Annotated in this window: 19 protein-coding genes and 1 tRNA gene; 3 read left to right on the plus strand and 17 right to left on the minus strand. The window is 62.8% G+C overall.

What is annotated here, in order from left to right; all coding sequences use genetic code 11:
* The first annotated feature begins 10 nt into the window (after positions 1-10).
* Positions 11-101 (plus strand) — tRNA-Ser (locus tag AC57B1_RS16640).
* A 74-nt stretch (positions 102-175) separates the two neighbouring features.
* Here the strand turns inward: AC57B1_RS16640 and AC57B1_RS16645 are convergent.
* Genes AC57B1_RS16645 through AC57B1_RS16660 form a run of 4 tightly spaced genes read right to left on the minus strand, consistent with a single transcriptional unit; the run spans position 176 to position 2,161 of the window.
* Entirely contained in the window at positions 176-1,228 is a 1,053-nt protein-coding gene (locus AC57B1_RS16645) for a tyrosine-type recombinase/integrase (RefSeq protein WP_496418058.1), read from the minus strand.
* Positions 1,229-1,450: a DUF4224 domain-containing protein gene (locus tag AC57B1_RS16650; RefSeq protein ID WP_496418059.1), complete on the minus strand. Its 222-nt coding sequence runs from the start codon at positions 1,448-1,450 to the stop codon at positions 1,229-1,231.
* A gap of 28 nt (positions 1,451-1,478) precedes the next feature.
* Complete coding sequence (locus AC57B1_RS16655) at positions 1,479-1,691, minus strand: hypothetical protein (protein WP_496418060.1); 213 nt, start codon at positions 1,689-1,691, stop codon at positions 1,479-1,481.
* The gene (locus tag AC57B1_RS16660; protein ID WP_496418061.1) at positions 1,688-2,161 is read right to left on the minus strand and encodes an ASCH domain-containing protein; all 474 of its coding nucleotides are present in this window, start codon (positions 2,159-2,161) and stop codon (positions 1,688-1,690) included. Before AC57B1_RS16660 ends, AC57B1_RS16655 begins: the two co-directional genes overlap by 4 nt.
* Positions 2,162-2,196: 35 nt before the next feature.
* Between AC57B1_RS16660 and AC57B1_RS16665 the strand changes: the two genes are divergently transcribed.
* Positions 2,197-2,442: a hypothetical protein gene (locus AC57B1_RS16665; RefSeq protein ID WP_496418062.1), complete on the plus strand. Its 246-nt coding sequence runs from the start codon at positions 2,197-2,199 to the stop codon at positions 2,440-2,442.
* A 283-nt stretch (positions 2,443-2,725) separates the two neighbouring features.
* Here AC57B1_RS16665 and AC57B1_RS16670 read toward each other — a convergent pair whose 3' ends face one another.
* From AC57B1_RS16670 to AC57B1_RS16680, 3 genes are read right to left on the minus strand one after another with little or no spacing between them, the layout of a single operon-like run.
* Positions 2,726-3,730 (minus strand): phage Gp37/Gp68 family protein, encoded by a 1,005-nt coding sequence (locus AC57B1_RS16670; RefSeq protein ID WP_496418063.1) that lies wholly within the window; start codon positions 3,728-3,730, stop codon positions 2,726-2,728.
* Positions 3,727-4,500 (minus strand): hypothetical protein, encoded by a 774-nt coding sequence (locus AC57B1_RS16675; protein WP_496418064.1) that lies wholly within the window; start codon positions 4,498-4,500, stop codon positions 3,727-3,729. Before AC57B1_RS16675 ends, AC57B1_RS16670 begins: the two co-directional genes overlap by 4 nt.
* The gene (locus tag AC57B1_RS16680; RefSeq protein ID WP_496418065.1) at positions 4,497-4,844 is read right to left on the minus strand and encodes a DUF4031 domain-containing protein; all 348 of its coding nucleotides are present in this window, start codon (positions 4,842-4,844) and stop codon (positions 4,497-4,499) included. Before AC57B1_RS16680 ends, AC57B1_RS16675 begins: the two co-directional genes overlap by 4 nt.
* 32 nt (positions 4,845-4,876) lie before the next feature.
* On the opposite strand from AC57B1_RS16680, the gene AC57B1_RS16685 reads away from it, so the two are divergent.
* Entirely contained in the window at positions 4,877-5,095 is a 219-nt protein-coding gene (locus AC57B1_RS16685; RefSeq protein WP_496418066.1) for a hypothetical protein, read from the plus strand.
* A gap of 56 nt (positions 5,096-5,151) precedes the next feature.
* On the opposite strand, the gene AC57B1_RS16690 is transcribed toward AC57B1_RS16685, so the two are convergent.
* The 10 genes from AC57B1_RS16690 to AC57B1_RS16735 form a co-directional block, all read right to left on the minus strand.
* A complete protein-coding gene (locus AC57B1_RS16690) occupies positions 5,152-5,550 on the minus strand; it encodes a hypothetical protein (RefSeq protein WP_496418067.1) in 399 nt (132 codons plus the stop codon).
* Positions 5,547-6,560: a hypothetical protein gene (locus AC57B1_RS16695; protein ID WP_496418068.1), complete on the minus strand. Its 1,014-nt coding sequence runs from the start codon at positions 6,558-6,560 to the stop codon at positions 5,547-5,549. Before AC57B1_RS16695 ends, AC57B1_RS16690 begins: the two co-directional genes overlap by 4 nt.
* A 319-nt stretch (positions 6,561-6,879) precedes the next feature.
* Positions 6,880-7,071: a hypothetical protein gene (locus AC57B1_RS16700; RefSeq protein WP_496418069.1), complete on the minus strand. Its 192-nt coding sequence runs from the start codon at positions 7,069-7,071 to the stop codon at positions 6,880-6,882.
* Between the two features lie 74 nt (positions 7,072-7,145).
* Positions 7,146-7,466 carry a hypothetical protein gene (locus AC57B1_RS16705; protein WP_496418070.1) on the minus strand — a complete coding sequence of 107 codons (321 nt, stop codon included), beginning with the start codon at positions 7,464-7,466 and terminating at the stop codon, positions 7,146-7,148.
* Complete coding sequence (locus AC57B1_RS16710; protein WP_496418071.1) at positions 7,463-9,643, minus strand: ParB N-terminal domain-containing protein; 2,181 nt, start codon at positions 9,641-9,643, stop codon at positions 7,463-7,465. Before AC57B1_RS16710 ends, AC57B1_RS16705 begins: the two co-directional genes overlap by 4 nt.
* Before the next feature lie 10 nt (positions 9,644-9,653).
* Positions 9,654-10,088 (minus strand): hypothetical protein, encoded by a 435-nt coding sequence (locus AC57B1_RS16715; protein ID WP_496418072.1) that lies wholly within the window; start codon positions 10,086-10,088, stop codon positions 9,654-9,656.
* 244 nt (positions 10,089-10,332) lie between these two features.
* A complete protein-coding gene (locus tag AC57B1_RS16720) occupies positions 10,333-11,136 on the minus strand; it encodes a hypothetical protein (protein ID WP_496418073.1) in 804 nt (267 codons plus the stop codon).
* A 5-nt stretch (positions 11,137-11,141) separates the two neighbouring features.
* Entirely contained in the window at positions 11,142-11,861 is a 720-nt protein-coding gene (locus AC57B1_RS16725) for a hypothetical protein (RefSeq protein ID WP_496418074.1), read from the minus strand.
* 4 nt (positions 11,862-11,865) lie between these two features.
* Entirely contained in the window at positions 11,866-12,102 is a 237-nt protein-coding gene (locus AC57B1_RS16730; RefSeq protein WP_496418075.1) for a hypothetical protein, read from the minus strand.
* A gap of 41 nt (positions 12,103-12,143) precedes the next feature.
* Positions 12,144-12,338, minus strand: coding sequence for a hypothetical protein (locus tag AC57B1_RS16735; RefSeq protein ID WP_496418076.1), 195 nt, complete (start codon positions 12,336-12,338; stop codon positions 12,144-12,146).
* Positions 12,339-12,350: the final 12 nt, after the last annotated feature.

Consider the following 12,350-nt stretch of genomic DNA (forward strand, 5'->3'; position numbering starts at 1 on the left):
GCTCCCCGCCGGAGAGATGGATGAGCGGTTTAAGTCGCACGCCTGGAAAGCGTGTATAGGTTAATAACCTATCGGGGGTTCGAATCCCCCTCTCTCCGCCACCCTTCCAATATGCCTTTGCGGCATTCGAAAAATCAGCGCTGTGCCATAAAACTGGCGTTGTGCCATAGTATTTTCAACGCAAGGGCCGCACGCGTTCCGGTTTTCTCCGGTAAATCCTCTGTGTTACCTTGCCGTCGGCATGCGCCAGAAGTGCCTGCGCATGCTCAAGCGTCTCGGCATCGCTCGCGCACTTGGCGCGTAAGTCGTGCTCAGTGAAGTGCTCCTTCACCTTTGTTTCCTCGAGCACGCGCGCCATAAAATTCCGCCACATCGTGTCCCATCCGCCGGCGCGTCCGCTCTCCTCATTGAAGTAACACTCGCCGCGCCGATTGCAGAAAAGCCAAGGCGCGATCTGGACCGGCCGCGCGGCCATTGCCATCGCAACCGCCTCGCGCAGCGCCTCGGACCATTCGTAGATGATCCGCTTGGCGGTCGACCCTTCGGTTTTTCCTGGCATCACGTGGATGCCATCATCCTGAAGGTTCGACGGGCCGAGACGTAGCAGGTCGCCTCGGCGCATCCCGGTGAGAAGTTTGAGTCGCATGTATGCCTGGATTGCGAGCACGCTGCCGGCTTTCCGTCGCGCTTCGATCGACAAGCATTCGACGATCTCCCAATCCTCGACGTAACGCGTGCGCGGCTTCTCGCCGGTCAGGCGCACTTCGCCTTTGAACGGGTGACGGTCGAGGTATCCCCATTCGACGGCTTTTGTATACGCGTGCGACAGCACCTCGATCTCACGATGCGCCGAGGTCTTCGCTGCCCGCTTGTCGACGTACTGATAGATGTGCCGAGGCTTCAGCGCGTTGAGCGGGTGTGCACCCATCACGGCGCGCAGACGTTTGATCGCGACCGCGTTTTGAGCCTGCGTGGTGACTTCCTTCTTCGGCACCACCTCGAGAGAGTAGCGATCGAGGAGGTCGCCGATGGTTTTCGCATCGTCGAGTGTGCTGAGTCGTTCCGCCCACTTTTTGTATGCTTCGGGCAGCGACTTGCCAAGACGGAACTGTTTCTTCCCGTCCCACGAAGCTTCGAGCCCGGGTGGCACGCGATAGTAAAAAGCACCGTGCATGCGTCGCCAGCGACCCGGCAGACCGTTGTTCTCTGAATTGCGCTTCTTCGGCACTTACGCTGCGCTCCAGTCAAAGGCTTCTACCGTCTCATCGCGTCTGTCCGCGCGCGCGCCGAACTGTTGCTTCACGTGCTCGCGCAATACGATCACGCGGCCGTCCGGACGGATCTTGTGGTCAATGCCGAGCGCGAGAAGCGTGTGTGCCTGGCTGCCGCGCTGCCGGCGCCCGGTGAGTTCGACGAGCTCGTCGTTGGATAGAAACATCGAATCGGACATGTCTATTCTCCAAACCAATACGCGGCGATCATTCCTTGTATTCCTTCAAGTCTTCGAGCGCCTGGAGCATGGCCACAATGTCGCCGCGGGCGGCGGCGCGCGTGGCGCGATCGAGCGAGGCGCGGATCATCATCGCGCCCGGAGCGCCGGCGGGGCCGATCTCGATGTAATGGCCAAGGATTACCGTGACGCGTGCGATTTCATCGGGCAATGCATCGCCGAGGGATTTGATTTCGCTCATACGATGGCTCCGAGGTCATGCATCTGGCGCAGCTGCGTCGCGACGTCGGCCGGCACGTCGAAGAACTGCAGGGCGCCCTTGCATGCGATGAAAGGCACCGGCTTCGAGTCGGTCAGGTGGAAACCGTATTGGCCGTCGGCATGCCATTTCGACGCGCGGTCGGCGGGATGAATGCACGCATCGATTGTCGCGGCGCCGATGATCCCGCCGCGCTCGAGCTGCTCGAACGGGGGCAGTTCGATCGTTGGGCCACCGGACGCCCAGAGTGGATCCTGGGCGTCGTCATACTCGGCGCGCGTCATACCCTTCGAGGCGTGGACGAGGAAGCGGCCGCGGAGTCGCGTCGGCCAGCTGCGATTCTCGATGTCCTTCAGCACGCCGGCGGCGATCGCGGCGACGCGCGCGGTGCCAGTGAGGTCGGGGCGCACGATGAGCCACGCCCACGGCTGGCGGATGGAGAGTGCCTTCATGCTAGGATGCCTCCACAATCACGACGGAGACCGTCATGGCCAAGCAAGTTATCTCGCCTGAAGAATTCGTTGCTAAAGTCAACAGCCGACTTCCGAAGCACAATGCATACAAGGCAGGCACGCACGTGTTTCTCGTCCCGAAAGGTGCAAACGGGAAGCGGGCTTCCGGATACGATTGGGAGCCGAAAGACATTGACGCAACAGGTGCTGTCGTCGATGTCGCTAACCACGTGGAATCCGAGTTCGCCGTTGACCCTCATATCTCGCGTGTCGCCGAATAGCTTCTTGTATTCGTTCACGCTTTAGCCCTCGCGTGCGCCTTCAAGGCGGCGGCGATCGCCTCGCCGGAAGTATCAAATCGACACCGTTTTAGGAAAGCCTCGGTGCGGCTGCTGGGGAGTGGTTCGTATACCCAATCGCCATGTTTCGAGAGGCAGTAGTGCCCTCGGATAACTTTCCAACGGTCAGGTGCATCAACCTGTCGGGCGCGCTGAATCAGGATCAAAACGTCCGCATTGTCGTCCGGGATTGCGTACGCGTCGACAGTTACTCCGTCAGGTAAGGTCATGCGCCACCTCGCGGGAATTCATCATGCGTGCGGCCGTCGAGCTGGCGGCCAGCCGCACGCTTGCCGACGCGTGCGAACTTGACGGCTCTATCGCCGGATGGTTTCTCGCAATCGACGCACGAGCTGCAGAGGCCAGGTTCGGCCCAGTAGCAGCCACCACTACACGCGTTGTTCCACGTGCAGCCACACACCCGACATGCAGGGTCGCCGTCTTCAGGGACGATGTACTCGCCCCATTGCTTGAAGAGGAACGGCGCACCAGCGTCGGCGCACTGATCGCGCAACGATCTAGCCCAGTCTGGATGCATCGGCCGCGCACTTTGGCCGCTCTCACCGCCGGCGATTACCCAATGCACACCGTGCTCGGGGCTATTCCATCCCTGCAGCATGCTGACGCGGTGGCTGCCCCACGGAATTGATGTGAGATCGACCGGGCCGAGCAACGGCTCCATGCTCAGGAAACGCACGCGTGCCGGGATCTGGACCAGCTTAGGAATGTCGCGATCGGCTTCTTCCTGATTGATGATCGTCGCGCCAAGCCAAACGTTGTCTGGCAATCGAGGATTGCTGAGCCATGCAGCGTCACAGCGAAACCCGGCTATCTCGCCGAGCATCCACATGACGTTGCCAATGCGCTTTGTCAGCAGCAGCCAGTCAAGGTCCGGTGTTGCCCTGACGAGATCGAAGAGATCGGCGCGCCAAGCGACGTCGACCGCATTGTCAAAGACGTCGGCGAGCGACGCACAGAACACTCGCTGGCGCCGCCCGTGCGTTTCGACGAATTCGCGATGAGCCGCGTTCCACGCTAGCGGCTTACGCCAGTTTGCCGACGACGTGCGGCGACGCGGGGCGCCGGGGCCCCAGTTGATCGCGACACCGCCGGCGAATCGCGCGTTGCGCGCCTCGGCGTAGCAGTGATCGCAGCCAGGGCCGACCTTCTGGCAGCCTTCCCACGGGTTGAAGGTGTGGTCAGTCCACTCGATTTTGCTGTTCTCGCTCATTGGCGCGCCTCGTCGGTTTGACCGGTTTCGACCACCGGAAAGAGCGTGAGGGCCTCGTCGCATTGCTTGACGATGCGCTCGGCATGCTGGCGCAGAGCTGAGACACCGCCGTACGTCTTTAACGCGCCCGACGCCAGCACCACCTTCACGGCCTGCCCGATTTCCTCACTGTTGCACCAACTCGTGATCTGAACGCCGCTCACGCGTTCGATCTCGTCGATCCGCGCCATGAGTTCTGTGCTACGCGAGGTGCGCGACTCGATTTCTCGCGCGATACGCTTTTCGTCGCGTGCCCGAAGTTTTTCGATCTCGATGTGCACCGCTGCGCCGACCAATTGGGCATCGGCTTCGCTGGCGCGACGTAACATTGCGGCGACGAAACTGCGCGTGACGGCACTCGCGTTGAGCTTCGGCGCGGCGACTTTCTGCAGAATTTTTCCTCCTGGTTGGATCTCATAGTGGCCCCACGTGGGAGGGAGTTCGCCGGGCGCGATGACTGCCGGCGGGCAGATGATCCACCAGCGATCGCAGTACTGCTGGACCGGGGCAGATTTTTCGGGATTCTTCAGTTCGCGCAGCCAGTCGCCGCGCGACACCTTGATCTCGAATCCGTTGATCTCGAGGCCGCGCGACGGATACAGATTGATGGCGACGGCGTCCGCCCATCGGTTGTGCCGGCCGCCGGTAGCGTCTCCGACCTCAAAGAAGAGTGCCCACTCGGGGCCACAAAAGCGCGTGCGAAGCGCAGCACTGACGTCGGGGGTTTTCATGTGATTTTGCCCTGATGAGACGCTTCGCGGCGCGCCGCGAAATGTTTCGATTGCCAGTCGATCGAATCGGCGTGCGAGCCGAGTTCGCCGGTTATGCGTCGACGCATTGCCATCGCGCCGGCCTGACGCCATGTGATCTCGACTGCACCGGCGGCGACCGCCGCAGCGCGCTTCACCAACGCTATGTCGTAATGGCTGTCATGCGCCGGGGGCGCCTGATGCCAGCGCCGAGCCACGCCGATGAGATCGGCCATGGCGTGCAACTCGTCGTCGGTGTCGGCCAGCATGTGGCACATCACCATCCGGCCGTAGCTAGCGCGCATGTCGTCGACGTAGACGGTCATGCTAGGATTCCTCCAAAACCAAGGAGATCGACATGCCGACCCTCGAACAACGCAACGAATTCTTCGCAGCATACGAAGCCTATAAGGAGATCCGTGAGCGTCATGAATCCGAGGTACGAGCAATCGTTCGAGGAGAGAAGGCAGTGGATGACGCTCATCTGCTCTCTCAAGTTGCCCAGGTCACGGCTGCTCATAGACGATTCGCGGAAGCATCCGCGCCGTTTATCGGTGGCCAGAGACTGGCGGACTAAGCTAGCGCGGCTGCGGCCGCAGGTCACAGTCATCTCTTCGGCGAGCCTGTTGGGGGTCATGACCGATCCTCTGCGCGCTCGGCCTCACGATCCGGTCTGGCGAACGCCATGCCGTCTGGGGCAATCACAAAAATTGGCAGGTTGCCTAGCAGCTTGGAGTCCCACGAGGCATGGGCGCCGTCGCGATATGGATCATCGTAAAAGCGCTCCCCGCGACCCGTTTCGCACGGTGTTTGCGAACTACCGCGCAGGCTGGGCTCTTTCATCGGTACGGTCAGCTCGCTAACCTGCGGCAGTTCATTTCCTTCTGCGTCATGCTGCTCGCGTCGAATGTCGAACTCGGCGAGGGGCAGTACCAGCTCGTAGTGGCATTCCCAGTCGTACCGGTGATCGCGTGTACTTTCTGCCCAGCGAAGTTGCAGGCGCGGTGCCGGAAGTTTGGTTTTGGCGATCACGATCCCACCTCCTGCTCCTTGCCAGATGCATCGGCATTCATGGCGCGCATCTCGGCAGCCGCAGTCGTGCGCCAGTCTTTCGGATCGCGGAGATAGTGCCGCAGCATCCAGTCGAGCGTTGCGGCCTGTTCCGCTTCGGCCTTCGTCGGGATTTCGCGGCCAGCTTTGCGTAACGTCTGCGCATACTGGATGCACTGGAAGCAGATCAGGCCGAGGATCCACTGCAGGTCTTCGGTGAATTCGGCCGGGTAGGTTAGCGCTGGCTCCGTCTGCGCTACGGATTGCGGAGCAGCGATCGCGGCGCGCCGCGCATCGACGGCAATTTGGTACGCTTCGAGGATCTCGCGAGCGTTCTCCGCGTTCACACCGTGCAGGAACGAGCGCAGGCCGGTTGCGCGCGCGATCTCAAGCAGCTCCTGCGGATCCGGCATTGGCGCTGCGTCGCTGGTGCGCGGAAGGGGCGTGGCGACCTCGAATTCGCTATGGCGAGCGCCGAAAGCATTCGGCCATGCGTCGGTCTTGACCATGTAGCCTTCAAATTCGTTGTACCCGGTGATTTCTCCAGACTCCCCAGCCTCGGCGTAGAGGAGGGCCGGGTGATCTCCAGTCGCGCCCTCGCGCAGAGTCTTTGTAAAACGAATCGACGTGCCGATGCGCAGCTTCGTCGCATTCGGGATCTCGTCGGCGCTTGATGTCGACGCGGCGATCTCGTGGCCCAGCTGCCAGAGCATCATGCAAAAATTTGCCACATCGCGCGGGTCGCCTTTCTCGACGTGCTCGCGCAGCATGTTCGATAACGCAGCCGGATCACATTGCCGCCATCCGCTTCGGCCCTTCGCACGCGCATCACCCATTTTTTCTTTCATCACCGCTGCGAAGCGGTCGACTGCATCGTCGTCGGTATGCACTGCCTCGGGCGTCGACGCCGGCGTCGTGGCGCCATTCGCTGCAACAGCCGCGAGCGCATATTCGACCATCGCGGTTTCATCCCAGAGCCGGCGGCCATACATATCCGACCACGTGAGACACACGGGCAGTTGGGGAAGACGGTTGTTTGGCATGCTCACTTGAGATCCTCAAATAAATCGCTTTGCGTTGCCACGTCGACGTGCTCCGGGCAACGATGGAGGTCGACACCGACCTCGCATGCGTGCTTCGCGCAAAGGTGCCGATCGCACGTCTTGCCGGGCTTGACCGGGTAATCGCACTGGAAGCTGCTCGGCGCGCCGCATCCGGGTACGAAGCACCGCGGCGCGCGATGGCGGCCTCGCGTGCAGATGATTCCGGAGACTCCGCCGGGAAGACGGAAAGGCGTGCAGGGCATGTTGGTTAGTCGGCTGCCGGCTTGTAGTCAATGCCTTCGGTGGGGTGGTAGGGGTTCGAGTGCTTCTGCCCATCCAGGCGGATGCTCACGTACTGTCCATCGGTGCCGGTGATGACTCCGGGCTTGCCGAAGGCGGTGACGCGCTGACCACGCCTTGCGACGACGCCGTAATGGGATCTGATGTAATCGAAGCTCATGGCTATCCTCTAAAAAAGGACCGGGCCGGCCGAGGTGCTGGCCCGGTCAAACACACGCCACGCTGACGAGAGGATCAGCGCGACGGACTACTCGGTTCGGTGGGCTCCGCGATATCGGAGGCTTCTTGCGCGAGGCTCGCGTAATGCAGTCGAGCGATCACGCGCGCGGCGGCGCGCATCAGGTGTGCGTCGCTGTCGTCGATCTGCAGGGCGGCGCGGTTACGCAGGCGCTCGCCGATGCTGCCGGGGTTGATCGGCTCGTTGGCGTACGCGTCAGCGAACCGCTGGAGCGCTGCCATCGAGCCGGAGACGGCGTGATACTCCTCGCGACCGATGCGGCCGTTGAGCAGCACCGTCAGACCGGCGGCGCGGGCCGCTGCGGTGAGATCTGTCATGGCCGACTCCCAGACGGGAAGGGCCATGCAGCAGCCGGATGCAGTTCGATATCGTTTTTCATGTGGGCAGCGCTTTTCTTCGCCGCAACCTTCCTCGCAGGAACTTTCTTCGTGCCCGCCGGTGTCGGAGCGGATTTCACTGCAGGGGTCTTCCTGACCGTCGGAACCTTCTTCGCAGGTGTCGGCGTGACGGGTTTGCCGACTGGCGGCGTCTGAACGCGCGGGACCTTGGTGGCCGGAACCTTGGCATCCGTCTTCTTCGCCGGACCGGATTTCGCCTTCGCGTCTTTCTTCGCGACGGTTGCTTTGGAGCGCAGCGGCAATGGGAGCCATCCGCTGCCGGCCAGCAGTTCTTCGGCCTTCTGCGCGAGATCGCCCTTTTTCAGCTTGTCGGCCTGTTTGATCGCGATCTCGCCGACGCCGATCGATTCGAGCGCGTCGACGATCACCGGCTTGGCCACCTGGCCGAGAAACGACTTGCGGGTCGGTTGCCACCAGTCGGCCATGTTCAGCCCGATCGCCTGCTCGATATATTCGAGCGGCCGAGCGTCTGCCTGGCCGGTGACGGTGTTGATGCACGCGGCGGTGCAGAATGCGAGCAAATCGATCACGTCGACGGCGCTCCGTCCGGACACGTAGCCGAAGATCTCGCTCGGCTTCTCGGGCAGTTCCGCGAGCAGCTGTTCGCGCCGCTCAGAGAGAGTTGCCCACGCCTTGCTCTCTTCGATGTCGTCGGCGTTCGAGCTCAGATTGCTGAGCTGGTCGGTCGGCACGATGGAGAGCCCGCTGGATCCGTAATAGCCGACATGCAGAATCTTGGCGAGCAGCGCCGAGCACAGCAGGTCGAGCGCGACGCGTGGGGCCTCCAGGAGGTGAGCAGACATCGCGGCCGAGCGGTTCGCCGTAAGCTTGCGCAGCAGCGTGTCGCTATAGCCGGGTTTCTCGTCTTCGACGACCTCGCCGGCGGCCGCGCGCTTCTCGCGGTCGGCCTTTGCCTTCGCCTTTTCTTTTGCGGCCGCCGCTTTCGGGTCGATCATGCCGCGATGGATCTCGAGCAACCCTTGGTGATTGATGCCGAGTACGGCGCCGGTAGTCTTCTTCTGACGATCACTGAAGGTCTCAAGCGAGCTCTTGATCGCAGCGATACGGTCGACCGCGCTTTCGGCTTTATGCTCGAGTTCGGCAATCTCCCCGTTGGTGAGGTCATCCTCGCTGTCGGCGCGCAGCGCTTCGTTTGCCGCATTGGCCGTTTCTTCGAGCGCGCTGATCTCGGTCTTCTCTTCTTCAGTGAGTTCACGCACCTTCGGCTTGCTGCGACCGTAAGGGCTAACATCGTTGTAGCCGAGTTCGGGAACGACCTTCACGAACGCCCATCCTTCAGCGCGGAGCGACTCGGCCGCCGCTTCGAGTTTTTCGCCGGCCAGCTTTTGAAGGAGCGCCATATTGGTGACATAGCCGCTGTTCTGACCGCCGAACAGATCGCGCAGCACATTGCCGCCGGCGGCCTCGTATGCGTCGAGGCCGACGAACTTCGCGGCACGAAGGCTCGTGGCGTCCGTCTTGCCTTTCGTCAGCGCCTGACGAAGGGATGTCGCGTGACGAAGGTATTGCGGCGCCGAGTGCCAGACTTTGCACTGCAGCGTTTGATCGTCGGTGAGCGTGAAGGCCTGCAACTGCTCGAGGTTCATCCCGCCGTTGCGGTAGATATCGACGAGCTCTGGCGCGACCTTGGCCAGCGTGAGCCGTCGCTGCACGACCAGCGGCGTGACGCCGAACTCTGCGGCGATATCTTCGACCGGTGTGCCCTCCTCGAACAGCACCTTGAACGCATAGAACTCGTCGGCGGGGTGCATCGGATCGCGGCCCGAGTTCTCCGCGATGCTCGCGGCAAGCGCGAGATCCGGCGTGGTGACCAGGCAGAAGATGGGATGATCCGCCGGCACCTTGCCGCTTTTCTCAAGCAACTTGAATGCGCGGTACCGGCGGCCGCCCGCGACCGCACCGTACTCGCCGTCTTCCTCGACGACGACGAGGTTCTGCAGCTGCTTTTGGGAGTCGAGTAGCGCGGCGAGTTCGGTGACATCGCTCGTATCGTTCGCACGGACGTTGAGCGGCGAAATGTGAAGTTTGTTGAGTGGCACGCTGATGACATGCCCGAGAGCGGTTTTCTTGTTCATGGTGGTGTGATCAGTGAGTGGTGTGCGGAAGGGCGTCGGGCGCGTCGAAGATCGCGCCGAGAATGCTGGCGAGTGCCGCGTCGCTGAACGGCGGAACGGAGCGCGCGCGTGCCGAGTTCGCCTCGCGCATGCGACAACGGCTCATCGCGGCGCGCCAGTCCGGATTGGAATGAGGGTCGTCGAGCCAGAGCGGCATCCAGTTGTGACTCCCATAGACGGCTCCGTAGCGCCTGATCACCGACGCGCGGGCCGATAAGACGAGCGTGCTTACTTCCGCGTCGTCGCAATCGATGTAATGCCGCGCGCCCATTGCGAACTGGCAGTGCGGAAAGGTGAAGCTGTCGAACCCGATCCGCGCGATACGCTGGCCGTCCTCGCCCAGTGCCATGACCGTACGGAGGTCGTCGGTCGGCCGCGAATCGTCAAAGACGAAGATGCTTTTCATGGCTTGAATCCCTTCGAGTGGCGCGTCAGGCGCTGACGGCGGGCGGCGCGGATGTACGCGCGGGTGAGTCGGTGTGCATCGCGAAGCGTGATGCTGTTCGCCTTCAGATCTGCGAGCACTTGCCAAAGGCTTGGTACGGCCGAGCGCTGTCGCATTTCAGATCCTGTAAAAAAAATGGGCGCTGAGAGAGCCGCCCCCAAGCTCGCCGACCAGGGGTCGTTATCGACGAGAGACCACCGAAAAATCATTTGCGCAGTTCGACGAGCGCCATCAGCGCGCGGAAGTGCTGGGGCCCGATGTCGACGCTGCATGTTTCCGTCTGTAGCGTGAGGTCGCCGTTGGGCCACGAGAGAAGCTGGATGTCGCCGGCGAACACCACGGACTCAGGTTTGCGTCCGGTCGACTTCGTCGCCTCTGTCGCGGCTGCCGGCGCAATTTCGGGAGGCGCCGGTGGCGCGGCGCGAGGTTTGCGTTTCGCCACGATCGCGGTGGCAGCTTCGAAATGGGAGACCGCCGCCGGCGTCGGCTCGGCTGGTTTCTGTTCCGCGTCGGCAGGCTCAGCCGGCGGCTGCCGCATCGCGGCGCTCGCGGCGGCCGCTTCCGATACGGTCGGCGCAGCGGACTTCATGACCGGCTGTGCCTTGCACGCTTTCTCAGCGTCGGCCTCGGCGCCGGGAAGGGTGTATCTACCGTCGACTCGGACGATACGGCCGTCCTTCAGCGCGCTTTGGATGAATGGCGTGATACCGCCTTTCGACGTGATACCCATCGCTTTGGCGAGTTCGCCGGGAGCCGATGGTCCGTGCTCGCGCAGGAAGGCAACCGCTTCGTCGGCGCGTGTCGCGTGCTTGGGCTTCTGATCGCCGGTTGGCGCGGCAGCTTGACGATTGAACGCTGAAAGCGGATTGGCCCAGGGATCTGCGGGTGCCGGCGTCGCCGCGATACCACCGACGTCAGCATCAGTCACGACCGGCGCATCGCCTGCGATCGCGGTGACTGCTTCAGGTGCGTCAGCGGGAATCCAGCTCGGATGGGGAACGTTCTTCATGTCGATCACCCGAAGTGCGCGGCCGCGCTGTGCCTGGGGAAGAAGCGGGTGGCGCGCGCAACCATGGTGTCGAGCTCGAGCACGGCCTGCTCGCCCGATGCATGCGCCTTGTCGTAAAGCGGCGGCAACGCTTCTTCGAAGCTTTCGCGCACTTCGTCGCGCGTCGCGCAACGGTCGCCCAGATACCAGAAGACCTGCTCGGCGTCGCCCATATGCACCCAGGCCGCGTCGCCGTCCGGAAGTACCTCGTAACTGCGCGTCACCCAAACCATCATCACGCCGCCTCGGCGATGTGAAAGTTCTTTCGCCCGGAACTTCGCGCAGTCCTGATGGGCGGGCGGGATCACGCACCGACGGCCGACAGCAGCCACCGGGCGCAAGACGAACGCCTTGTACTGACCGAGTGGCTCACCGCAGATGGCGCACCGCTTGTAGTAATGGCAAGCAGCGATGTCGAGCGACGGCGCATCGGCTGCGGGAGGCAGGGCGCGCAATCGCACCGGCAATGCCGGCGCACCCTTACGAAGAAGCATGCTCATGGCGCTTCCTAAACCGGAGGCACGCCGCGACCGCGCCTCCGGAAATGCCCGGTCATCGTTCGCGGGGGCGGGCGGGTTGAAATCCGTGTCGAAGGTGCGGTCGAAGCGACTGGCGGCGCTGGTGAGCGTCCAGGCGATAGACCCGAATGCGACGAGGGCCGAGCCGACATAGCCGAGCGTATTCATGGTGTCAGTCCTCATCGATGTCGTTGGCGGCGCGCCGTTTGATGTCGACGCATTGATCATCGAACCCGAGCGACGGCTGCTCGCCCAACTGGCGGCGCGGCTGCGAGCTGCGACGTGCCTTCGGGTTCGGATGGAGTTGAGCGCGGACGGCTGCCTGAACGGCGGCGCGCACCGCGGGCGAGAGGAGGGCCTCGTCGGGCTCACCCTCGACGCCGAGCGTGCGGCACGCCGGCGCGAGCATGTGATCCGGGAGACGGGTCGGAGTCGGTCGCATGGCCGTTCTCACAGGCACCGGGTGAACGAGCACGACGAATCCCCAGCGGCCTCACGGTCCTGGTACTGCATATAGCCGGTGTAGAGCAGGTAGACGAAACACACGCCCAGAACGGCGAGCACGTTGCGCGTGATCCGGAAGATCGACTTTGCGGTGCGAGTAGCGCGCGAGGGCGCGACAGCTTCTTTTCTTACGCTCGACATCACAATCCCCTG

The organism is Paraburkholderia sp. BGA-UO-ETr-F21, assembly GCF_059567925.1.